The organism is Rhizobacter sp. OV335 (assembly GCF_900142965.1).
GTDB lineage: Bacteria > Pseudomonadota > Gammaproteobacteria > Burkholderiales > Burkholderiaceae_C > Rhizobacter.
In genome coordinates, this window is record NZ_FRCQ01000007.1 from 100,846 (window position 1) to 123,227 (window position 22,382).

Annotated in this window: 22 protein-coding genes and 1 pseudogene; 10 read left to right on the forward strand and 13 right to left on the reverse strand. The window is 68.1% G+C overall.

Translation table 11 applies throughout. The features are described from left to right. Positions 1-44 precede the first annotated feature (44 nt). A complete protein-coding gene (ligA, locus tag BUE42_RS09780) occupies positions 45-2,096 on the forward strand; it encodes an NAD-dependent DNA ligase LigA (protein ID WP_073464749.1) in 2,052 nt (683 codons plus the stop codon). Here ligA and BUE42_RS09785 read toward each other — a convergent pair. The 4 genes from BUE42_RS09785 to BUE42_RS09800 all read right to left on the reverse strand — a co-directional run bounded on the left by BUE42_RS09785 (position 2,088) and on the right by BUE42_RS09800 (position 5,560). Continuing rightward, positions 2,088-2,843 carry a metal ABC transporter permease gene (locus BUE42_RS09785; RefSeq protein WP_073464751.1) on the reverse strand — a complete coding sequence of 252 codons (756 nt, stop codon included), beginning with the start codon at positions 2,841-2,843 and terminating at the stop codon, positions 2,088-2,090. The two genes, ligA and BUE42_RS09785, sit on opposite strands and share 9 nt — an antisense overlap. Beyond that, complete coding sequence (locus BUE42_RS09790; RefSeq protein ID WP_073464753.1) at positions 2,840-3,745, reverse strand: metal ABC transporter substrate-binding protein; 906 nt, start codon at positions 3,743-3,745, stop codon at positions 2,840-2,842. The genes BUE42_RS09785 and BUE42_RS09790 overlap by 4 nt, the downstream gene beginning before the upstream one ends. A gap of 8 nt (positions 3,746-3,753) precedes the next feature. Then, positions 3,754-5,154, reverse strand: coding sequence for a hypothetical protein (locus BUE42_RS09795; protein WP_073464755.1), 1,401 nt, complete (start codon positions 5,152-5,154; stop codon positions 3,754-3,756). An 82-nt stretch (positions 5,155-5,236) separates the two neighbouring features. Continuing rightward, complete coding sequence (locus tag BUE42_RS09800; RefSeq protein WP_073464757.1) at positions 5,237-5,560, reverse strand: hypothetical protein; 324 nt, start codon at positions 5,558-5,560, stop codon at positions 5,237-5,239. Between the two features lie 106 nt (positions 5,561-5,666). Here BUE42_RS09800 and def point away from each other — a divergent pair, with 106 nt between their 5' ends. Together def and BUE42_RS32970 are read left to right on the forward strand one after the other, a co-directional pair. Beyond that, positions 5,667-6,209, forward strand: coding sequence for a peptide deformylase (gene def, locus BUE42_RS09805; protein WP_073464759.1), 543 nt, complete (start codon positions 5,667-5,669; stop codon positions 6,207-6,209). A 224-nt stretch (positions 6,210-6,433) separates the two neighbouring features. Beyond that, positions 6,434-8,644 carry a DUF6600 domain-containing protein gene (locus BUE42_RS32970; RefSeq protein ID WP_159445393.1) on the forward strand — a complete coding sequence of 737 codons (2,211 nt, stop codon included), beginning with the start codon at positions 6,434-6,436 and terminating at the stop codon, positions 8,642-8,644. Positions 8,645-8,657: 13 nt separating this feature from the next. On the opposite strand, the gene BUE42_RS09815 is transcribed toward BUE42_RS32970, so the two are convergent. Beyond that, on the reverse strand, positions 8,658-9,329 hold the full coding sequence (locus tag BUE42_RS09815) for an arylesterase (RefSeq protein ID WP_073464763.1): 672 nt from the start codon (positions 9,327-9,329) through the stop codon (positions 8,658-8,660). Here BUE42_RS09815 and BUE42_RS09820 point away from each other — a divergent pair. Next, positions 9,316-9,999 (forward strand): ABC transporter ATP-binding protein, encoded by a 684-nt coding sequence (locus BUE42_RS09820; protein WP_073464765.1) that lies wholly within the window; start codon positions 9,316-9,318, stop codon positions 9,997-9,999. The genes BUE42_RS09815 and BUE42_RS09820 overlap by 14 nt on opposite strands. Positions 10,000-10,009: 10 nt before the next feature. Here the strand turns inward: BUE42_RS09820 and BUE42_RS09825 are convergent, their stop codons facing one another. The 7 genes from BUE42_RS09825 to BUE42_RS09855 all read right to left on the reverse strand — a co-directional run bounded on the left by BUE42_RS09825 (position 10,010) and on the right by BUE42_RS09855 (position 15,394). Beyond that, positions 10,010-10,978 carry a nucleotidyl transferase AbiEii/AbiGii toxin family protein gene (locus tag BUE42_RS09825; RefSeq protein WP_073464768.1) on the reverse strand — a complete coding sequence of 323 codons (969 nt, stop codon included), beginning with the start codon at positions 10,976-10,978 and terminating at the stop codon, positions 10,010-10,012. Continuing rightward, positions 10,975-11,376, reverse strand: coding sequence for a DUF6088 family protein (locus tag BUE42_RS09830; RefSeq protein ID WP_073464771.1), 402 nt, complete (start codon positions 11,374-11,376; stop codon positions 10,975-10,977). Before BUE42_RS09830 ends, BUE42_RS09825 begins: the two co-directional genes overlap by 4 nt. A gap of 165 nt (positions 11,377-11,541) precedes the next feature. Next, the gene (locus BUE42_RS09835; protein ID WP_073464773.1) at positions 11,542-12,366 is read right to left on the reverse strand and encodes a peptidylprolyl isomerase; all 825 of its coding nucleotides are present in this window, start codon (positions 12,364-12,366) and stop codon (positions 11,542-11,544) included. Positions 12,367-12,488: 122 nt separating this feature from the next. Further along, a complete protein-coding gene (locus BUE42_RS09840) occupies positions 12,489-12,755 on the reverse strand; it encodes a BolA family protein (RefSeq protein ID WP_073464776.1) in 267 nt (88 codons plus the stop codon). A 2-nt stretch (positions 12,756-12,757) separates the two neighbouring features. Beyond that, on the reverse strand, positions 12,758-13,429 hold the full coding sequence (locus BUE42_RS09845; RefSeq protein ID WP_073464778.1) for a septation protein A: 672 nt from the start codon (positions 13,427-13,429) through the stop codon (positions 12,758-12,760). A gap of 34 nt (positions 13,430-13,463) precedes the next feature. Next, positions 13,464-13,901 (reverse strand): peptide-methionine (R)-S-oxide reductase MsrB, encoded by a 438-nt coding sequence (gene msrB, locus BUE42_RS09850; protein ID WP_073464780.1) that lies wholly within the window; start codon positions 13,899-13,901, stop codon positions 13,464-13,466. Further along, on the reverse strand, positions 13,898-15,394 hold the full coding sequence (locus tag BUE42_RS09855; RefSeq protein WP_073464782.1) for a protein adenylyltransferase SelO: 1,497 nt from the start codon (positions 15,392-15,394) through the stop codon (positions 13,898-13,900). The genes msrB and BUE42_RS09855 overlap by 4 nt, the downstream gene beginning before the upstream one ends. Before the next feature lie 42 nt (positions 15,395-15,436). On the opposite strand from BUE42_RS09855, the pseudogene BUE42_RS33705 reads away from it, so the two are divergent. After that, positions 15,437-15,529, forward strand: a pseudogene (locus BUE42_RS33705) (di-heme oxidoredictase family protein); the annotation flags it as partial. 82 nt (positions 15,530-15,611) lie between these two features. Here the strand turns inward: BUE42_RS33705 and BUE42_RS09865 are convergent. Beyond that, on the reverse strand, positions 15,612-15,911 hold the full coding sequence (locus tag BUE42_RS09865) for an addiction module antidote protein (protein ID WP_073464784.1): 300 nt from the start codon (positions 15,909-15,911) through the stop codon (positions 15,612-15,614). 287 nt (positions 15,912-16,198) lie between these two features. Between BUE42_RS09865 and BUE42_RS09870 the strand changes: the two genes are divergently transcribed. The 5 genes from BUE42_RS09870 to BUE42_RS09890 all read left to right on the forward strand — a co-directional run bounded on the left by BUE42_RS09870 (position 16,199) and on the right by BUE42_RS09890 (position 22,381). Continuing rightward, positions 16,199-17,860 (forward strand): 3-(methylthio)propionyl-CoA ligase, encoded by a 1,662-nt coding sequence (locus BUE42_RS09870; protein WP_304442374.1) that lies wholly within the window; start codon positions 16,199-16,201, stop codon positions 17,858-17,860. A gap of 136 nt (positions 17,861-17,996) precedes the next feature. Further along, entirely contained in the window at positions 17,997-19,244 is a 1,248-nt protein-coding gene (locus BUE42_RS09875) for a branched-chain amino acid ABC transporter substrate-binding protein (protein ID WP_073464786.1), read from the forward strand. 64 nt (positions 19,245-19,308) lie between these two features. Then, positions 19,309-20,256, forward strand: coding sequence for a branched-chain amino acid ABC transporter permease (locus BUE42_RS09880; protein ID WP_073464788.1), 948 nt, complete (start codon positions 19,309-19,311; stop codon positions 20,254-20,256). Next, a complete protein-coding gene (locus BUE42_RS09885; protein WP_083614024.1) occupies positions 20,253-21,602 on the forward strand; it encodes a branched-chain amino acid ABC transporter permease in 1,350 nt (449 codons plus the stop codon). Before BUE42_RS09880 ends, BUE42_RS09885 begins: the two co-directional genes overlap by 4 nt. Next, the gene (locus tag BUE42_RS09890) at positions 21,599-22,381 is read left to right on the forward strand and encodes an ABC transporter ATP-binding protein (protein WP_073464791.1); all 783 of its coding nucleotides are present in this window, start codon (positions 21,599-21,601) and stop codon (positions 22,379-22,381) included. Before BUE42_RS09885 ends, BUE42_RS09890 begins: the two co-directional genes overlap by 4 nt. Position 22,382 lies beyond the last annotated feature (1 nt).

The following is a 22,382-nucleotide window of genomic DNA, read 5'->3' on the forward strand; positions in this document are numbered from 1 at the left end:
CGGGACGGTCGCGGGAAGGGCATGGCCGCCTCTAAACTGGCGGCATGGCACCGACTTCCTCCCCGACCCCTGAAGAAACGCAGCTCGCCGAGCGCGCCGCCGCGCTGCGCGCGCAGCTGAACCACCACGCCCACCTCTACTACGTGCTCGACGCGCCCGCACTGCCGGACGCCGAGTACGACAAGCTCTTCCAGGAGCTGCAGGCCATCGAGGCCGCGCACCCCGCGTTGCTGACGCCGGACTCGCCGACGCAGCGCGTCATCGGTGCCGTGCTGCCCGACCTGATCCCGGTGCACCACGTCGTGCCGATGCTGTCCATCACGACGGAAACGGACACGACCGAGGGAGGCGCGATCGCCTTCGATGCCCGCGTGCGCCGCGAGCTGGGGCTGAAGGAGGGCGATCCGCCCGTCGACTACAACGCCGAACTCAAGTTCGACGGCCTCGCGATCAACCTGCGCTACGAGAACGGCAAGCTGGTGCAGGCGGCCACGCGTGGCGACGGCGAGACCGGCGAGGACGTCACGCACAACGTGCGCACCATCGGCGAGATTCCGCGGCGCCTGAAGGGCGACGCGCCGCCGGTGCTGGAGGTACGTGGCGAGGTCTACATGCGCCGCGATGCCTTCGAGGCGCTGAACGAGCGCCTGCGCAGCAAGGGCGAGAAGACCTTCGTGAACCCGCGAAACACGGCGGCCGGCACCATCCGCCAGCTCGACTCACGTCAGGCGCGCGACAAGCCGCTGAGCTTCTATGCCTACGGCCTGGGCGACGTGCAGGGCTGGGCGCTGCCGGCGACGCAGTCGGGCCTGCTGGATGCGCTGGCGGCGTTCGGTTTGCCGGTCAACGAGATGCGCACGGTGGCGTCCGGCACGGCCGGCCTCGTCGCCTTCCACCAGCGCGTGGCCGAGGCGCGCGACGGCCTGCCGTTCGACATCGACGGCGTCGTCTACAAGGTGAACTCGCGCGAGCTGCAGCAGACGCTCGGCTTCAAGACCCGCGAACCGCGCTGGGCCGTGGCGCACAAGTACCCGGCCCAGGAGCAGGTGACGACGTTGCTGAGCATCGACGTGCAGGTGGGCCGCACCGGCAAGCTGACGCCGGTGGCGCGGCTGGACCCGGTCTTCGTCGGCGGCACGACGGTCAGCAACGCGACGCTGCACAACATCTTCGAGATGCGCCGCAAGGGCGTGCGCGTGGGCGACAAGGTCATCATTCGCCGCGCCGGCGACGTGATTCCCGAGGTCGTCGGCCGCGTGCCGGGCGCGCGCGCGGGCTATGTGCCGAACTTCCGCATGCCGCGTGCCTGCCCGATCTGCAAGAGCGAGGCGACCCGCGAGAAGGGTGGCATCGAGTACCGCTGCACCGGCGGGGTCTTCTGCCCGGCCCAGCGCAAGCAGGCGATGCTGCACTTCGCCGGCCGTCGCGCGATGGACATCGAGGGCCTGGGGGACAAGCTGGTCGAGCAGCTTGTCGATGCCGGCATCGTGCAGAGCTTGCCGGGTCTGTACAAACTCGGCGTGGCCAAGCTGGCGGCCCTGGACCGCATGGCCGAGAAGAGCGCGCAGAACATCGTCGACGCGCTGGAGAAGAGCAAGGCGCCGACCCTCGCGCGCTTCCTGTTCTCTCTGGGCATCCGCCAGATCGGCGAGACGACGGCCAAGGACCTGGCGCGCCACTTCGGCACGCTGGACAAGCTGATGAAGGCCAGCGTCGAGCAGTTGCTGGAGGTGCCGGACGTCGGTCCCATCGTCGCGGCGAGCGTCCACACTTTTTTTGCCCAGCCGCACAACCGCGAGGTCGTCGAGCAGCTGTTGGCGGCCGGCGTGCAACCCAAGGAAAGCGCAGGCGAGGCCGACGACCGCCCGCGCCCGTTGCTGGGCAAGACGCTGGTGTTGACCGGCACGCTGCCGACCTGGTCGCGCGACGAGGCGAAGGACGCGATCGAGGCGGCTGGCGGCAAGGTCAGCAGCTCGGTCTCGAAGAAGACGCACTACGTCGTCGCCGGCGAAGAGGCCGGCAGCAAGCTCGACAAGGCGCGCGAGCTGGGCGTCGAGGTGATCGACGAAGCGGCGCTGCGTGCCCTGCTAGCGTGACGGCGCCACGGCGTGCATCGCCATCGACAGCAGCGCCAGGCACCACACGATCAACGCCCCCGCCGGCAGGTCGAACGCCGATGACAACGCGAGCCCGATCGCATAGCCCGCCACCCCGATGCCATACGCCAGCGCCAGCCGCCGCGATGCGCGGTGCTGGCGCGTGCCCAGGCTCGGCACGATCAGCGTCGCGAACACCAGGTACACGCCGACCAGCTGCACCGACACCGTGACCGCCAGCGCGAACAGCAGGTAGAAGCCGGCGCGCTCGACCAGCGCGCGCGCCCCGAACCACAGCCCGAGGATCGCGAGCGTGATCACCAGCGGGATCGCCAGCTGCGCATAGCTGACCCACAGGATCTGCCCGGCCAGCAGGTCGCGCAGGTGCTCGCCGCCGTGCGGGTTCTTCGCCAGCAGCAGGATGCCGGCGGTGGCAGCCAGCACGAACAGCACGCCGATCTGCGCCTCCTGCACGTCGGGCCACTTCTTCTCGGTCCAGGTGAGCAGCAGCGCGCCGGCCAGCGCGGCGAGCGCCGCCGCCACCTGCACCTGCCAGCCGCTCGGATCGATGTCGAGCAGGCCGGCGACGATCACGCCGAGCGCGGCGATCTGCGCGATCGCGAGGTCGATGAAGACGATGCCCTTGCGCAGCACCTGCGCGCCCAGCGGCACGTGCGTCGCGACGACCAGCAAGCCGGCCGCGAAGGCGGGCGCGAGGATCGCGAAATCGATCGGCGCCACCGTCATTTGGCCGCCTCCAGCAGCAGCGCGATGCTGCTGTCGAACAGCCCGAACAGGTCGCCCGCCTTGTCGTTGCCGCCGACGGTGAACGGCAGCGCGACGGCCGGGATCTTCGCGTGCTCGGACAGCCACTTCGACGCGCGCGGGTCTTCGTACGCGGCCCGCACCACCATCTTCGCCGGCTGCTGCGCCAGCAGCGCGCTCAGCTCGGTGAGGTGACCGGCGCTCGGCTCGACACCGGGCTTCGGTTCCAGCGTCGCGACCTCGCGCACGCCCAGCCAGTTCCACAGGTAGCCCATGTTCTTGTGGTGCGCGACCACCACCACGCCCTTCAGCGGCTTGGCTTGCGCCTCCCAGCGCTGCAGCGCCGCGGCCCAGCGGGTGTTGAAGTCCTGCAGGCGCTGCTGGTAGGTGGCCGCGTTGGCGGCGTCGAGCTGTGCCAGCCGCGCGCCGAGGGCGGCCGCCACCTTCGCGATGTTGCGCGGGTCCTGCTGGATGTGCGGATTGCCCTGCGCATGCACGTCGCCATCGCCGCGGTCGAGGCGCGTGGGCACGTCCAGCGGCGTGACGAAGCGGCCGGCCTCGAACATCGCCGGCGCGCCGGGCGAGAGCTTCGCGTTGCCGGACTGCTGGACCAGCACCGGCAGCCAGCCGATCTCCAGCTCCATGCCGGTGCACACCAACAGGTCGGCGCCGCGCACGCGCGCGATCAGGCTGGGCCGGGCCTCGATGTGATGCGGGTCCTGCAGCGCGGTGGTGGCCGACGACACGTTGAGCTTGTCGCCGCCCAGCTCCTTCGCGAGGGCGGCCCATTCGGGCTCGCAGGCGACGACATTCAGTGCGGCGTGCGCCTGCAGCGCGAGGCCGGTGAGGGCCGCCAGCGCGAGGGTCTTCAGAAAGGGATTCATGCGGTGTCCTAGAACGAATGGGCACCATGGGCACCGAGGCTCATGATGTATTGGAGGAAGAGCTGCCGGTCGCTCGCGTCGCCGCGGCTGCGGTCGTTCGCGAGCTGCAGCCGGAAGCGGCTGAACTCCGACAGCGAGTAGTCGACCATCAGCGTGCTGCGCGTCGGCGTCGCACGCTGCAGCACCGGCAGGTCGGCGGCGCTCAGCGTGCCGTCGTCGACCAGGCCGATCGCGAGGCTGCCGGCATCGAGCCGGTCGTAGCGCGCACCGACCCGCCACTGCGGCATGAACTGATACACCGCCTGCAGGTACCAGCCGCTCTGCGTGCTGCTGAAGCCGCCGGCTGCGGCGGCCTGGGCCAGCGTGCCGTCCTCGGTGCGGCGGAAGTACTCTCCCTGCAGCTTCAGGTTCTCGCGCGTCGCGTTGCCGCCGGGCGCCCATTTGTAGATCGCGTCGGCCACCCAGGTCTTGCTGCGTCCGGTGAACGAGGCGCCGTGGTCGTTGCCATCCGCATCGACGTCGTCGTAGCGCCGGTCCTGCGAACGCTGGCGCAGGTACGACAGACCGGCGCGCCAGCTCGCGCTTTCGCCGATGTCGTCGCCGACGTGCGCGAACAGCGCGGCCGAGCCGATGCCGTTGCGGCCGGTGTCGTTGCCGGGGAAGGTGGCGCCGGAGCCGATCTCGGCGCCGAGCTCGACGAAGCGCTCGGTGGGCGCGAGCCAGTGCAGGTGCAGCCCGTCGGTCTTCAGCGGGCCGCCGAAGAAGGCCTGGTAGGCGAGCGGTGCATCGACGAAATCCCAGGCATGCGCATGCTGGCTGTTCAGGTAGCCGATCGACGACAGGAAGCGCCCGCCCTTCAGCGTGGCACCGTCGAACAGGCCCTGGCGCTCGAACACCGCCTCCTCGACGCTGACGCTGTCGTCGCCCGTCAGCGAGAAGGTCAGGTGGCCGCTGAAGGTCGGGTCGATGGTCGCGGCGAAGCCGAGTTCGGACTCGCCGAGCTGGAAGCTTCGCTTGCCGGGCCCGACCTCGCCGCCCGAGGGCATGAAGCCTTGGATGCGGTAGCGCGCCGGGTCTTGCGACAGGTTGGCGTAGGTGCCGTTGAGGATCAGCGAGATCGCCGGGTTGAAGGCCGAGGCCGAGGTGGCTGCGGCGGCGGCCGGCGCCGAGGCAGGCGGTGGCGCTTCGGCTGCCGGTGCCGTGGCAGGCGCGGGCTGCTGCAGTTGCTGCAGCTTCTGCTCCAGCGCCTGCAGGCGAGCCTCGTAGGACTGGCGCAGGTCGGCGATGTCTTTCTTCAGCTGTTCGACATCGGAAGCCGGGTCGGCGAGCGCGTTCGGGGGCCAGGCCAGCGCGGCGGCCAAGCCCAGCGAGGAGCCCAGGCCGGCGGCCCAGGTGCGGTGGAGGTGCATGGGGTGCGTCCTGCAGACGGTCTGCAAATGATCTGGCGCCGGCAAGCGCCCGAAAGGCGTGCCGGCTGCGGAAGGCGACGGATCAGGCGTGCAGCGTCGGCGGCCCGCGGGCGCGGCTGGCGATCGGCATCGCGCCGTCCCAGGCGCCGGCCGGCAGGGGCGCGGCCAGCGGGGCCGCGCCGGCAGGGGTCGTCCAGTCGAAGTGTGCCGGCATCGCGGCGTCGAGCTGGGCGAAGGCGAGGCAGGCGTCGCAGACCTGGTCGGCTTGCGTCTGCCTCTCCTTGCCGGCCTGCCCGTGCGCAGGCGTCGGCAACCCGTGCGACAGCGCATGCGCGAGCCGCAGCTGCGGGGTCAGCAGGACCGACCCGACGAGCAGGGCAAGGCGAAGGAGGCGGAGGAGGGCCATCGAGGGTGTCGCGGGAGCGGCCCGAAAATAGCACACGCCGGCAAGGCAGCGTCCGATTCACGACAATGCGCGCTCGATGCGATGACTTTGCAAAGGACGCTGAACGATGACCGTGCGAGAGATCCTCAAGATGGGCGACCCCCGGTTGCTGCGCGTTGCGCCGCCGGTGCCGCGCGAGCAGCTCGGCACCCGCGAGCTGCAGCAGCTGATCGACGACATGTTCGACACGATGCACGATGCCAACGGCGCCGGGCTGGCGGCGCCGCAGATCGGCGTCGACCTGCAACTGGTGATCTTCGGCTTCAAGAACAACGCCCGCTATCCCGATGCCCCCGCGGTGCCGGAGACGGTGCTGATCAATCCCACGATCGTGCCGCTCTCGGACGAGCGGGAAGAGGGCTGGGAAGGCTGCCTGTCGGTGCCGGGGCTGCGCGGTGTCGTGCCGCGTTACGCGCGCATCCGCTACACCGGGCTCGATCCGCAGGGCAACCTGATCGACCGCGAGGCCGAGGGCTTCCACGCCCGCGTCGTGCAGCATGAATGCGATCACCTGATCGGCAAGCTCTATCCCACACGGATCGAGGATTTCAGCAAGTTCGGCTTCACGAGCGTGCTGTTCCCGGAGCTGGACCCGAACGACGACGACTGAGCGATGAGGGATCGAAGCCTTCTCGGACTTTTGCGAAGAAAGGTTTCTGCGGTCAGCCGTGAAGCCTTCTGACACGTTGTGTGTCCCGGAACCTCACTGGTTCCGCACGGTCCCACGAGACCGTGACCATGCAACGTGAGGAGCTCGCCGTGCCGAACAGCACCCGAAACGCTACATCCGCCCGCATGGGCGCCCGGCCTGCACCCTGGCCGGGCCTGGGGGTCGTGCCACTCTTGATCGGCTTGATGCTGATCTCGCTGCTGGCCCTGTTCGCGCAGCCCGCACGAGCCGCCGACGAAGACCCGCCGGGCCGCGTTGGCCGGCTCTCCGAAGTCGATGGCGCCGTCTGGGTCTATGCCCCCGAAAGCGCCGAATGGATCGCCGCGGCGCGCAACCGCCCCGTCACCACCGGGGACCGCCTGTCGACTGAAAAAGACGGCCGCGCCGAGATCCGCATCGGCTCCACCACGCTGCGCATTGCCGCCAACACCGAGCTCGAGGTGCTGCAGCTCGACGACAACCACCTGAGCCTGCAACTGCTCAGCGGCAGCCTGTCGGCCCGCCTGCGCACCCGCGAGTCGGCCAATGAATTCGGCGTGGCCACCGGCGAAGGGCGCTTCCGCACCGACCGCACCGGCAGCTACCGCTTCGACCGCATCGACGACACCAGCCAGGTCACCGTGGTGAGCGGCCAGGCGCAGTTCGAAGGCGACCGCACCGCACTGACCGTGATGCCCAACCAGCGCGCCGAGTTCTGGCGCGACAAGCCCGAGGCGCCGACGCAGTACAGCATCACCGATCCGGTGCGCGACCCGTTCTCCGACTGGGTGACCTCGCTCGACCAGCGCGATGAGCGCAGCGTCTCGACGCGCTACGTGTCGCCCGAGATGACCGGCGTCGAAGACCTGGACCGCTACGGCCGCTGGGAGCAGAGCCCCGACTACGGCGCGATCTGGATCCCGCGCAACGTCGCGCCGGACTGGGCGCCGTACCGCATGGGCCACTGGGCCTGGGTCAATCCGTGGGGCTGGACCTGGGTCGACGATGCGCCGTGGGGCTTCGCGCCGTTCCACTACGGCCGCTGGGTGTGGCACCGCAGCGCCTGGTGCTGGACACCGGGCACCTACATCGCGCGGCCGGTGTACGCACCGGCGCTGGTGGCCTGGGTGGGCGGGCCGAACCTGAGCCTGTCGATCTCGGTCGGCAACTCGCCGTCGGTCGGCTGGTTCCCGCTTGCCCCGCGTGAGGTCTACGTGCCGGGCTACCGCGTCAGCCCGCGCTACATCCGCAACGTCAACGTCACGCACGTGACCAACATCACCAACGTCACGAACATCATCAACAGCCCTGGGACGGTGGTGCAGCAGACGCACTACGTCAACCGCGGCATGCCGCACGCGGTGACGGTGGTGCCTGCCGTCGTGATGGAGCGCCGCCAGCCGGTGGCACCGGCGATGACGCGCGTCAACGACCGCGTGCTGCGCGACATGGGCCGCGAACGGCCGCGCGTCGATGCGCCGGTCCCGATGCCGATGCCTGCGCGCGGCGAGGCCGGCGGGCGGCGCGTCGAGGATCCGCGCACCGGGCGCGTCAGCTTCGCGCCGAACCCGCAGCAGCCGGTGCCGCCGCCGCCGGGGCGTCGCGAGAACAACGGGGGCCGTGGCGACAGCCTCGTGCGCGGAGACAACAACGGGCCTGGCAACAACGGTGCCGGCAACAACGCCGGCCGCGGTGACAACAACGGTCCCGGCAACGGCAATGGCCGCGGGGACAACAACGGTCGCGCAGACAACAACGGCCGCGGCGAAGGTGGCTGGGGGCGGCCGGAACGGCCCAACGCGCCGGGGCAGCAGCCGCAGGCACCGGTGGCTGTGCAACAGCCGCAGCAAGCGCCGCAGCAGCCGCAGCAGCCCGGCGTCACGCCGCGCCCGCGCCCTGGCCGCGACGTGCCGGACAACAGCGAGCGGCCCGGCGGCAACCGCCCGCCGGTCGCGAACGCGACCCAGCCGCCGGTGCCGACGGTGAACACACCGGAGCGCCGCCATCCGATGCCGGTGAACCAGAACGGCGAATCGCGTGGCAACCCGCGCGGTGACCGCGGCGAGCGGCCGGCGCCGGTCGGCGGCCAGCCTCAGCTGCAGCCGCGCCCGGTGCCGCAGCAACAGCAGCCGGCGCCGCAGGTCCAGGTGCAGCAACCGGCGCCACAGGTGCAGCGCCCGAGTCCGCCGCAAGTGCAGCAGCCGCAGGCGCCGCAGCGCCCCCAGCCGCAGGCACCCCAGGCGCCTCAGGTTCAGCCGCCGCCGCGCGCCCCTGAGGTGCGTGTGCCGCAGCCGGCGCAGCCGCGCCAGGAGCAGCCCCGCGTCGAACAGCGGCAGGAACGGCAGGAGCGCCAGGAACGCCCCGAGCGCCGCAACAACAACGAGCGCGAGCGCTGAGCGCCTCCGGCGCTCAGCCGAGCAGCGGCTTCAGGCCCGCCCAGACGTTGTCCAGCATCGTCGGGTGGGCCTTCGCGATCGGGTGGATGCGGTCGGGCTGGAACATCGCGTCGGCCTGCGGCGAGTCGGCCACGCCCTTCAGCAGGAAAGGCACGAGGCCGGTGTCTTCGGTCTTCGCGACCTGCGCGAACAGCGCGGCGAAATCGGCGCCGTACTGCCGGCCGTAGTTCGGCGGCACCTGCATCCCGACCACCAGCACCTTGGCGCCGGCCTGCTTGGCGGCGCGCACCATCGCGAGCAGGTTGTCGCGCGTCATTGCGAGCGGCAGGCCGCGCAGCGCATCGTTGCCGCCGAGCTCGATCACGACGATGCCCGGCTGATGCTGCTTCAGCAACGCCGGCAGGCGCGAGCGGCCGCCGGAGGTGGTGTCGCCGCTGATGCTCGCGTTGACGACGCTGGCGGCGATCTTGTCGCGCGCGAGCCGCTCGCCGAGCAACGCGACCCAGCCTTCGCCGCGCTGCAGGCCGTACTCGGCCGACAGGCTGTCGCCGAGCACCAGCACGCGGCGCGGTGCGGCGGCCTGAACCCCCGGCACCGCGCCGGCTGCGGCAAGCAAGGTACAGTGAACCAGCAACGCGCGTCGCGTGAGCCGTCTACCTGCAGAAGCATTCATGTCCGAATCCATCATTTCCGTCGAGCGTGTCACCAAGCAGGTGCAGGACTCGACCGGTGTGCTGACCATTCTCCACGAGATCGAGTTCGCGCTCGCCGCGCGCCAATCGGCCGCCATCGTCGGTGCCTCGGGCTCGGGCAAGAGCACCTTGCTGTCGATCATCGCGGGCTTGGACACGCCGAGCACCGGAACGGTTCGCCTGGCCGGCCACGATCTTTTCGCGCTCGGCGAGGATGCGCGCGCCGCGGTGCGGGCCGCGCAACTCGGCTTCGTGTTCCAGAGCTTCCAGCTGCTCGGCAACCTGAACGCGCTCGAGAACGTGATGCTGCCGCTCGAGCTGCAGGGCCGCAACGATGCGCGGGCGCTGGCCACCGAGATGTTGCGCCGCGTGGGCCTGGGCGAGCGCTTGTCGCACTACCCGAAGGTGTTGTCGGGCGGCGAGCAGCAGCGTGTTGCGCTGGCACGCGCCTTCGTCGTGAAGCCGGCGGTGCTGCTGGCCGACGAGCCCACCGGCAGCCTCGATTTCGCGACCGGCGAGAAGGTGATGGAACTGATGTTCGAACTGAACCGCGAATCGGGCACGACCCTGGTACTGGTCACGCACGACCGCGGCATCGCGGCGCGCTGCGACCGGCAGTTGCACATCGAGGCGGGGCGGCTGGTGGTGGCCGAGGCGGTGTGAGCACGCAGTTCTAGAGCGTCGCCAGCAGCCGGGTCGCGACGGCCTGGAACGTCGACCAGGTCTCGTCGAAGCCGTACTTGTTCTTGCCATACACCAGCGGCAGAAGATTGCGCTCGTATTCGTCGCGAGTCTGCCTGTCATTCCCAGCGGCTTGCAGTGCACCTGCCATCACCGCTTTCGGGTCGACGGCGAACGCGGTGTCCTGGTAGCCGAACTCTTCGACGTCGCTCATTGTGAGCGTGACAAAGGCTTCGCAAGCGGCCTTGACCGCCATCGGGGCCTGAAGAACGATGCAATGCGCGTCGTAGATGTGGCGAACCAGCGTGGTGTCCCACGGTTGAGACATCTGCCCCGCACGGTGCTGCGCAAACCGACGCAGGAACGACAGCAGCTTCTCGGCGAGTGTCTCGGCCACTGCCACCACAACAATCGGCGGGGTGTCGACGGTCCGGGCACTCAGCCGGTCTGCCAGCGAATCGATCTGTGCGCTGGCGGTTGAAAGGACCGGTCGCCGCACTACCAGTTCGATCTGGAGATGCGGGCGCAACGCTGCGATGCCGTCATGGCGCCGCTCGTAGGCCCACTGGCTGTGCAGGTAGCGGTTGTCGTTCAAGGAACGGCGCTTGTCGGCATCTTCGGTGAACCCGAGGGTCGCCATGGTTTCGGCGATGCGTCCTCTCACTTCATCGCCAAGGTAGCGTCTCACCTTGTTCTTGGACCACGCGACCGTGCTGTCCGCCAGCGCGACCTTGATGTCCGCATCCTCGGACATCCGTTCGATGAGACCGTGCGCCTTCGAGAGGCTCGATCCTCCACAAAAGACCAAGGTTGCGTGTTCGAGTTTCAATCCGAAGATGGCGTGAAGCGCATCGGTGAGATGCTCATCTTTTTCGAGCAGGGCCGCGGTGACGCCACCCGTGTCGGCCTCCGCAACCAGCGCATCGATCAACTCCAGGCGCTCTGGAGGCAATGCCCTCATGCGTGTTCGTACTGGAGAAACTTGCCGTTGAAACCAATTCTGCGGGTGATGCGGCGTCTTCCGACATTCACCACGATGCCCGTCGGCACCTGGGTGCTGCGACCGGTGTTGTAGTCGTGCGTCTGGCGTGATTCCCGAAGCTCGACGCCCAGCTTCTGAAGCGCCTGCGGCCCCAGTACTTCGAGTGGGCTGATTGGAATGGGCTTGCCACTGAGCACGCTCGGCTTGGCCTTGGCATACACGCCCACGCCGAGCCGCACCAGGCCGCCTGTGTCGACGAGTTCGCGCAAGGCACGCTTCACCGAGGCGTCACTGCCGAAGGACTCGAAGTCCTTGGGGCGAAAGACGGCCCCCTTGCTCCGAGCGACGGAGCGCTTGATGCGAGAGGTGATGTTCATGGCGACGCAGCAGGTCCGTAACAGGTGGGTAGTGTCGCGCGTAAGCGATTGTCGGGCAACAGAATTTCGTTGCAGCTGACGGTCAGTGTCGCCTGAGATCGATGCCAGGATTCCGCTCATGAAAAAGGGCGCCCGAAGGCGCCCCGTTCATTCGAACCGGCGATCTCAGTTCGCGGTCGAGAACTTGTAGTCCGTCTTCGCCTTCGCGCGGATCTCGTCGCGGAACTTGGCGAGCTTCTGCTGGCCCAGGCGCTGCAGGATCTGCGGCTTCACTTCTTCGAGCGGCGGGAACTGCGCATCGCGCGTGTCTTCCAGCTTGATGATGTGGTAGCCGAACTGCGTCTTCACCGGCTCCTGCGTCATCTCGCCCTTCTTCAGCTTGATCATCGCCTGCGAGAACTCGGGCACGTACGAACCGGGGTTGGCCCAGTCGAGGTCGCCGCCGTTCTCACCCGATCCCGGGTCCTTCGAATTCTTCTTCGCGAGGTCTTCGAACTTCGCGCCGCCCTTGATCTGCGCGATCAGGGCCTTCGCGTCGTCTTCCTTCTCGACCAGGATGTGGCGAGCGTGGTACTCGGTGCCGCTGGCCTGTGCCTTGAACTTCTCGTACTCGGCCTGGACGTCGGCATCGACCACCGGGTTCTTCTTCTGGAAGTCGTTGAACAGCTCGCGGATCAGGATGCTCTGGCGGGCCAGTTCAAGCTGCTGCTTGTAGTCGGCGCTGCCGGTCAGGCCGCGCTTCTCGGCTTCCTGCATGAACATCTCGCGCAGCACGACCTCGTCGCGCACCTGCGCCTCGAGCTCGGCGGTGCGCGGCTGGGCGCCTTGCGGGCCGGGCTTGGTGGCTTGCGCCAGCAGCGCTTCGACGCGCGACTTCGGCACGGGCTTGCCGTTGACGATCGCCACGTTCTGGGCCATCGCCGCCGGCACGAACAGGGCAGCACTGATCACCAGCAGCGAAGCGTGGCGGGCAAGGGTCGACTTCTTCATGGGCTTATGGCCTTTCAACGGGGAATCGCATGGGTGCGAACGGGGGACGAATGGAGAAGATACCGTGCGGGATGGGTGGGTGCTGCCGTGGGACCCGGGAAGGTCACCGTCACGTCTTTGGATCAGCTTTCACCCGGCGCGCGGGCCTCGATGGCCAGGGCGTGTATGCCGCGCGGAATCAAGGTTCGAAGGGCATCATATACGAGGCGGTGCCGCTTCAGACGTGACAGATCGTTGAACTGCGCGCTGACCACCTGCACGCTGAAGTGACGGCCTTCGAGGGCCCCAGCATGGCCGGCATGCAGGTGGCTGTCGTCGGTGATCGCGAGGCTGTCGGGCTGCAGCGCCTCGCGCAGCGCGGCCTCGATCTCGTGCGAGCTGACGGCCATGCTCAGCCTCGCTCTCCGGACGCTTCCTTGGCCGGCTCGGCCGGCGGCACGGGCTTGTCTTCATCCGGCAGATGCCGGCTCAGATAGAACCCCTGGCCCAGCACGAAGACCAGCATCAGCCCGGTCGCCCCGAACACCTTGAAGGTGGCCCAGGTCGACTGCGTGAAGCTGTAAGCCACGTAAAGATTCAACAAGCCCATCAGCCCGAAGAATGCGACCCATGCGAAATTCAGGCGCTGCCAGACGGCCGCTGGCAGCACCAGTTGCTCGCCCATCAGCTTCTGCGGGATGTTCTTGCCGAGCACGCTCTGGCTGAACCAGAAGGCCAGGCCCATCACCCAGTACAGCACGCTGGGCTTCCACATGATGAAGGTGGCGTTGTGGAACCAGATCGTCGCGCCGCCCAGCACCACCACCAGCGCCAGCGTGACCCACAGCATCGTGTGCACCTTGCGGCGCAGCAGCTTCAGCGTCAACACCTGCAGCAAGGTGGCGGCGATCACCACCAGCGTGGCCAGCAGCACCGCGGCCTCGTTGGGGCCGACGCTGCCGCCCGACACCAGGAAGCCGAAATGCTCGCTCGCGAAGGCCGCGGCTGCATCCTTGTTGGTGTCGGCGAACTTGAAGGTGCCGAAGAACAGCAGCAGCGGAAGGAAATCGAGCATCAGGGTCATCAGGTGGGCGCAGTCGGCAAGGACGAGGGCGAAGTCAAGGCTTGGGGGCGAAGTCTATCGCCGCCGAGTTGATGCAGAAGCGCTCGCCGGTCGGCTCCGGGCCGTCCTCGAAGACGTGGCCCAGGTGCGAGCCGCAGTTGTTGCAGCGCACCTCGACGCGCACCATGCCGTGGCTGCGGTCGACCACGCGCTCGACGACCTCGCTGTTGATCGGCTCCGAGTAGCTCGGCCAGCCGCAGCCGGCGTCGAACTTGGTGTCGGATGCGAACAGCGGCGTGCCGCATCCGACGCAGTCGTAGCGCCCGGCCTTGAAGTGGTCCCAGTACTTGCCGGTGAAGGCGCGCTCGGTGGCGGCGTGGCGCGCCACCTCGTACTGCATCGGGCTCAGCTGGGCGCGCCATTCGGCATCGGTCTTGCTGACCGTGTAGGGCGTGCCGTCGGCTTGGTGGTGGTCGTGGTCGGTCGAACTCATGATGAACAGGACACCTCGATGTGTTGCGCCCAGTCGGGCGGAAAGTCGGCATACGCCGCGTGCTCGGGCTGTTCGTCGAAGGGCGCCGATAGAACTTTCAGCAGCCGCTGCACCTCCGAAAAATCGCCGCCCCGGGCCGCACGGATCGCGGTGTCGGCCAGGTGGTTGCGAAGCACGTACTTGGGGTTCACGCGGTTCATCCGCAAGGCACGTTCGGCATCGACGCTGCCTTCGGAGCGCAGCCGCGCCGCATAGTTCCGTGCCCATGCGTCGAAGGCCTCGCGGTCGATGAAGAGGTCGCGCAGCGCGTCGTTCGTGGCGCCGTCGCGGCTGTCGAAGCCGGCCAGCCGGCGGAAGGTGATGCTGAAGTCGGCGCGGTCGGCCGCCATGCGCTGCAGCAGGCCCTCGGCGAGCGCGCGGTCGCCGTCTTGCGCCGCGGCCAGGCCCAGCTTGGCGGCCATGCGCGCATCGAGCGTCGCCGCGAACTCGGTCTTGTAGGGCTCCAGCGCCTCGAGCGCGGCCTCCTGGTCGTCGATCAGCGGCAGCAGCGCCTGGGCCAGCGCATGCAGGTTCCAGAACGCGACGTTGGGCTGGCGCGCATAGGCGTAGCGGCCCTGGTGGTCGGAGTGGTTGCAGATGTGGCCGGGGTCGAAGGCATCGAGGAAGCCGTACGGGCCATAGTCGATCGTCAGCCCGAGGATCGACATGTTGTCGGTGTTCATCACGCCGTGGCAGAAGCCGACGGCCTGCCAGTCGGCCATCAGCCGCGCAGTGCGCCGCGCCACCGCCTCGAGCAGCGCGACGGCCGGCTGCGCCGCGTCGCGGCATTCGGGGTAGCCGATGTCGATCACGAAATCGACCAGGCGGCGCAGTGCGTCGACATTCGGTTCGGTGTGGGCGAAGTGCTCGAAGTGGCCGAAGCGGATGAACGACGGCGCGACCCGCGTGACGACCGCGGCGGTCTCGATCTCCTCGCGCCGCACCGGCAGCGCCGAGCCGGTGATGCTGAGCGCCCGCGTCGTCGGCACGCCCAGCGCGTGCATCGCCTCGGAGGCCAGGAACTCGCGGATCGACGAGCGCAGCACCGCGCGGCCGTCGCCCATGCGGGAGTAGGGCGTCAGGCCCGCGCCCTTCAGCTGGATCTCCATCGGCCCGGCGGGCGTCTGCAGCTCGCCCAGCCACAGCGCGCGGCCGTCGCCCAGCTGCCCGGCCCAGACGCCGAACTGGTGGCCGCTGTAGACGCTGGCCAGCGGCTGCATCGGGGCCTCGGCCAGGTTGCCGCTGAGGGCCGCCAGCAGCCGCGCGTCGGAGGGCGGCTCGCCGGGCAGGCCGAGCAACTGCGCGCAGTCGGCACTCCAGGCGACCCAGTGCGGATCGGGCAGGCCCTGCGGCGGCAGCTCGGTGAAGAAGTCGGCACCGAGCGACGCGAAGCGGTTCGGCCAGTGCGGGCCCAGCAGCGGCGGCATCGGGGTGGGGATCGGCAAGGCGCTCATAGGGCCGAAAGTGTAACGAGCGGGGCGAGCCGACCCGACGGGGTGGGTAAGCGGTGGAACGGGGCGACCATCCACCCGTACAGCGACCTGCTGCTGCACGACATGGGGCCGGAGCTGGCCGACAGCGACCCGCAGGGCGTCGCGACGGCGCAGGAGTGGCGCACAGCACCGCTGTGGGGTGTGGGCCTGGCGGCGTGCGAACACCGCCCGTTCTTTTTCAAGCCGGCTGGGCCGTTAATCGCACACCCAGCGCGCGCGTCACCTTCAGGATGGTGTCGAAGCGCGGCTTCGCACCGGGGGACAGGGCCTTGTACAGGCTCTCCCGCCCGAGGCCCGTGTCCTTGGCGACCTGCGCCATGCCGCGGGCACGTGCCACATCGGCGAGGGCCAGCAGCAGCAGGTCGGTATCGTCGGCCTCCAGGATGGCCGTCAGGTAGTCGGCCACGGCTGCATCGTCGGTGAGATACCGGGCCGCGTCGAAGGGAACCAGCTTGCCGGGTTTCCTGATGGTGCTCATGGGTAGGTGATCGGTTGACGGGCCTTCGACAGGCTCAGTCCGACCCTTCGACAAGCTCAGGGCGAACGGGGTTTCGTCTCGCACGCCGTTTGATGGCTCGTACCGTGAGCGGCGAGTCGGAGCACCAATGTATCCAAGCGGATACTGCCGGTCAATGAAGTCAGCGACCTGGTTCGTCGTCCCCTACGGGTAAACAGCCAGCCGCCCCGGAGCGTGGCTTTCCTATCATTTCCCGCACCGAAAAACGTTTTGTGCGCTGACGCGCACGTATCACGCGGGAGAAGTCCATGTCACGCCTGACGGGCCAGATGATGCAGATGCCCTTGCTGATCTCCTCGCTGGCTGTGCACGCCGCGCGGCATGCGGCAGACACCGAGATCGTCTCGAAGCGCTGCGAGGGCGACATCCACCGCACCACCTGGCAGGCCCTGGAGTTGCGCTCGCGCAAGCTGGCCCAGGCGCTCGCGCGGCTGGGTTGCGAACCCGGCGACCGGGTCGCGACGCTGGCCTGGAACGGCTACCGCCACCTGGAGATCTACTACGGCAGCTCCGGCTCCGGGCTGGTGTGCCACACCATCAACCCGCGGCTGTTCCCCGAGCAGATCGCGTGGATCGCCAACGACGCGCAGGACAAGGTGCTGTGCTTCGACCTGAACTTCCTGCCGCTGGTCGAGAAGCTCGCGCCGCAGTTGTCGCAGGTGAAGCACTTCGTGCTGATGACAGACCGCGCGCACATGCCACCTTCGAGCAGCATCCCGCGCCTGGCCTGCTACGACGAGCTGGTCGAGGCCGAGGACGGCGCCTACGCGTGGCCGCAGTTCGACGAGAACACCGCATCGAGCATCTGCTACACCTCCGGCACCACCGGCCACCCGAAGGGCGCCGTGTACAGCCACCGCTCGACGCTGCTGCATGCCTTCGCGGCGGCGCTGCCCGACTCGATGGGTTGCTCGGCGGCCGACGCGATCCTGCCGGTGGTGCCGATGTTCCACGTCAACGCCTGGGGCCTGCCGTATGCCGGCGCGCTGGTCGGCGCCAAGCTGGTGCTGCCGGGGCCGCACCTCGATGGCAAGTCGCTGTACGAGCTGTTCGAGACGGAGCAGGTCACCTTCAGCGCCGGCGTGCCGACGGTGTGGCTCGGGCTGCTGAACTACGTCAAGCAGAACGGCCTGAAGTTCAGCAGCTTCCGCCGCACGGTGATCGGCGGCTCGGCCTGTCCGCCGTCGATGATGCGGGCGCTGGAAGAGGAGCACGGCGTCGAGGTGATCCACGCCTGGGGCATGACCGAGATGTCGCCGCTGGGCACGCTGTCGAAGCTGAAGGCGAAGCATGTCGGGCTCGAGGATGCAGCCCGCCGCCAGTTGCTCGAGACGCAGGGCCGCGTGGTCTACGGCGTCGACATGCTGATCGTCGGCAACGACGGCCGCCCGCTGCCCTGGGACGGCCACACCTCCGGCGACCTGCTGGTGCGCGGGCCGTGGGTGATCGAGAACTACTTCGGGCAGAAGACCGGTGACCCCAGAGAATCGCCGCTGGTCGAGATCGACGGCCAAAGCTGGTTCCCGACCGGCGATGTCGCGACGATCAACCCTGATGGCTTCATGCAGATCACCGACCGCAGCAAGGACGTGATCAAGTCCGGCGGCGAATGGATCAGCTCGATCGAGCTGGAGAACGTCGCGATGGGCCACCCTGGCGTGCACGAGGCGGCGGTGATCGCCTGCGCGCACCCGAAGTGGGATGAGCGGCCGCTGCTGGTGGTGGTGCGCAAGCCGGGCGTCGTGCTCGACGCGAAGGAGATGCTCGGCTGGTTCGAGGGCCGCATCGCGAAATGGCAGATCCCGGACGACGTCGCCTTCGTCGACGAGATCCCGCACACCGCGACCGGCAAGATGCTGAAACTGAAGCTGCGGGAGAAATTCAAGGACCACAAGCTCCCGACGGCCTGACGGCGCACGGTTCGATTCCGCTGTGCGGGCCGCTCCTGTCTCTCCCGTGACAGTGCCTGTCGGGTAGTCCCTCAAACAGTCATCTACCCGCTTCCATTACCGTTCGCCGTTGTCGCAATCAACTCGCGAGGTTCCCATGGAATTCACCCGGAAGCTGTTCGGTCTCTCCGTCGCGGCGGCCTTCTCGCTGCATGCCGGCATCGCCTTCGCGCAGGCCGGTGAAACCGTCAAGATCGCGTGGATCGATCCGCTGTCCGGGCCGTTCGCGAGCCTCGGCGCGAACCAGCTGAAGAGCTTCCAGTTCATGGCCGAGCGCATCAGCGGCAAGAAGAACCCGGCCGGCGTCACCTTCGAGGTGGTCGGCTTCGACAACAAGGCCTCGCCACAAGAGAGCCTGAACGTGCTGAAGGCGGCCATCGACCAGGGCTTCCGCTACGTGACGCAGGGCAACGGCTCGGGCGCGGCGGCCGCCATCATCGACGCGGTGTCCAAGCACAACGAGCGCAACCCGGGCAAGGAGATCGTCTTCCTGAACCACTCCGCGGTCGACCCGGACCTCACCAACAGCAAGTGCAACTACTGGCACTTCCGCTTCGACGCCGACACCTCGATGAAGATGGAGGCGATGACGACCTACATGAAGGACCAGCCGTCCATCAAGAAGGTCTACCTGATCAACCAGAACTACTCGCACGGCCAGCAGGTCTCGAAGTTCGCGAAGGAGACGCTGGCCCGCAAGCGCCCCGACATCCAGATCGTCGGCGACGACCTGACGCCGCTCGGCCAGGTGAAGGACTTCTCGCCCTACGTCGCGAAGATCAAGCAGAGCGGCGCCGACACCGTGATCACCGGCAACTGGAGCCAGGACCTGACGCTGCTGATCAAGGCCGCGAAAGATGCCGGCCTCGACGTCACCTTCTACACCTACTACGCGAGCGTGATCGGCACGCCCACCGCGATCGGCGCGGCCGGCGAGGGCAAGGTCAAGATGATCGCGTACGCCCACCACAACATTCCCGGCGACATCGCCGCGGTCGGCGAGGAGTTCAACAAGAAGTTCAAGGAAGACTTCTTCACCACCGACATCTACAACATCTTCACGATGCTGCCGGCCGCGATGTCCAAGGCCAGGAGCACCGACCCGGTCAAGGTGGCCGCCGCGATGGAGGGCCTGACGGTGAAGGGCTTCAGCGGCGACATCACGATGCGCGCCTCCGACCACCAGATGCAGCAGGGCCTGTACCTGAGCACCTGGCGCAAGGTCGATGCGAAGAACAAGTACAACGTGGAAGGCACCGGCTACACCTTCGCGCCGGACAAGTTCTACGAGCCCTATGTTTCCAGCACGCCGACGTCGTGCCAGATGAAGCGTCCGGGAGCCTGAACACAGCACTGACAATCCCGCGGTCGGCCACCCGGTCGCCGCGGGATTTTTCTTGACGGACCCCATGGAGTTCTTCACCACATCGCTCTTGAACGGCATCAGCTACGGCCTGCTGCTGTTCATGCTGAGTTCCGGCCTGACGCTGATCTTCAGCATGATGGGCGTGCTCAATTTTGCCCACGCGAGCTTCTACATGCTGGGCGCCTACTTCGCGTACACGACGACGCTGTTCCTGGGCTTCTGGCCGTCGCTGGTGGTCGCGCCGCTGCTCACCGGCGTGGTCGGCGCGCTGTTCGAGCGCTTCTGCCTGCGCCGCGTGCACCGCTTCGGCCATGTCGCCGAACTGCTGATCACCTTCGGGCTGTCGTTCGTGATCCTCGAGCTGGTGCAGCTGACCTGGGGCCGCTCGGCGGTCGACTACCGCGTGCCGGCGATCCTCGACGGCCCGCTGTTCACGCTGTACGGCACGCAGTTCCCGATGTACCGCGCGTTCATGATGTTCGTCGCGCTGCTGATGCTGGTGTCGGTGTGGCTGCTGCTGTCGCGCACCCGCATCGGGCTGGTGATCCAGGGCGCGCTGACGCACCCCGACATGGTCGAGGCGCTGGGCCACAACGTGCCGCTGGTGTTCATGGGGGTGTTCGGCGGCGGCGCGGCGCTCGCGGGCCTGGCCGGCGTGATCGGCGGCAACGCCTATGTCACCGAGCCGACGATGGCCGGCGCGGTCGGGCCCATCATCTTCGTCGTCGTGGTGGTCGGCGGCATGGGCTCGCTGGCCGGCGCGTTCGTCGCGTCGCTGCTGATCGGGCTGGTGCAGACCTTCGCGGTCGCGCTCGACCAGTCGGCGCTCGGCGCGCTCCAGTGGGCCGGCCTCGCGATCACGCCCGAGAGCTTCGGCTACCCGCTGCTGAAGCTGAAGATCTCGCAGGTGGCGCCGATCCTGCCGTACCTGCTGCTGGTGCTGATGCTGATCTTCCGCCCCAAGGGCCTGATGGGGACGCGGGAAGGATGAGTGCCGTGCTGAAACCCGCCGTGCCGGCTGCCGATCAAGCCACCGGCCCGGAAGCGCGTGGCCAGCGCATCCACTTCCGGCCCTGGAACGTCGGCCGGTGGGTGATGTGGGGCGTGTTCGCGCTGCTGCTGGTCGGCGCGCCGCTGCTGTTCACCAGCGGCCTCGCGATGACGATGCTGTCGCAGATGGGCTACATGATCATCATCTGCCTGAGCTACAACCTGCTGCTCGGCCAGGGCGGCATGCTGAGCTTCGGGCACGCGGTGTACGTCGGGCTGGGCGCGTTCTTCGCGATCCATGCGATGAACCTGATAGGAGCCGGGCGCCTGCCGCTGCCGATGAGCCTGGTGCCGCTGGTCGGCGGGCTGGCCGGCGCGGGCGTCGCGGCGCTGCTCGGCTGGGTGACGACCAAGAAATCGGCCAACACCTTCGCGATGATCACGCTGGGCGTCGGCGAGCTGATCGCGGCGATGGCGCTGATGTTCCCCGAGTTCTTCGGCGGCGAAGGGGGAGTCAGCTCGAACCGCGTGGCCGGCAAGGCGGTGCTGGGCATCACCTTCGGGCCGCAGGTGCAGGTGTATTACCTGATCGCGATCTACTGCTTCGTCTGCACCGCGGCGCTGTACGCGCTGACGCGCACGCCGTTCGGCCGCATGCTGAATGCGGTGCGCGACAACCCGGAGCGCGTCGAGTTCGTCGGCTACAACACGCAGGTGGTGCGCTACCTGGCGTTCGTCATCGCCGGCTTCTTCGCCGGCATCGGCGGCGGGCTGACGGCGCTGAACTTCGAGATCGTCACCGCCGATTCCGTGGGTGGTTTCCGCTCGGGCAGCTACCTGCTGTTCACCTTCCTCGGTGGTGCGTTCTTCTTCTTCGGGCCGATCATCGGCGCGGTGCTGCTGGTGCTGGCCTTCGTGCTGTTCTCCGAGATCACGAAGGCCTGGCAGATCTACCTGGGGCTCGTCTTCATGTTCATGGTGATGTTCGCGCCCGGCGGCATCTCGAGCCTGATCATGATGAACCTGCGCGTGGCCGGTTTCGGCAAGCTGCGCCGGCTCGCGTCGTCGTACCTGGCGCTGGGCGGCACCGGCGCGGTGGCGCTGGCCGGTGCGGCGGCGATCGTCGAGATGATCTACCACGTGCAGCTCAATTCGGCGCTCGGCCCGACGCTGCGTTTCATGGGTGGCACGCTGAACGTGCAGGGCCTGGACAGCTGGTTCGGCGCGGTATTCGTGATGGCGATCGGCATCGCGATGTTCGAGGTCGCGCGGCGCGAGTTCAAGCGGCAGTGGGACCAGACGCAGCAAGAGATCGAAAAGGAAATCAAGCGGAGGGAGGCCTTGTGAGCGCGCATCCCTTCGCACTGGAACTCACCGACGTTCGCAAGAGCTTCGGCAAGACCGAGATCATCCGCGGCGCGAGCCTGCAGGTGAAGCCCGGAGAGCGGGTCGCGATCATCGGCCCGAACGGCGCCGGCAAGTCGACGCTGTTCAACCTGATCAGCGGGCGCTTCGGCATCAGCACCGGCGACATCCGGCTGAACGGCGCGTCGATCGCCGGTCGCAAGCCCTACGAGATCAACCGCATGGGCCTCGCGCGCAGCTTCCAGGTGTCGAACCTGTTCGTGCGCTTGTCGGTGTTCGAGAACATCCGCTGCGCGGTGCTGTGGTCGATGGGCTACCGCTACGCGTTCTGGAAGTTCCTGGCCGACCTGCGCGACGCGAACGACCGCGCCGACGAGGTGCTGCGCATGATCAAGCTCGACAAGAAGCGCGACGTGCAGGCGATGAACCTGACCTATGCCGAGCAGCGCGCGCTGGAGATCGGCATCACGATCGCCGGCGGTGCCAGCGTGGTGCTGCTCGACGAGCCGACCGCCGGCATGAGCAAGAGCGAGACGACGCGCTTCATCCAGCTGATCCGCGAGGTGACGGCGGGCAAGACGCTGCTGACGGTGGAGCACGACATGGGCGTGGTGTTCGGCCTGGCCGACAAGATCGCGGTGCTGGTGTACGGCGAGGTGATCGCGTTCGACGTGCCGGAGGCGGTGCGGGCGAACCCGAAGGTGCAGGAGGCGTACCTGGGCTCCGTGCTGGTGGCTCACGAAAAAGCGCACGGAGCCTGAT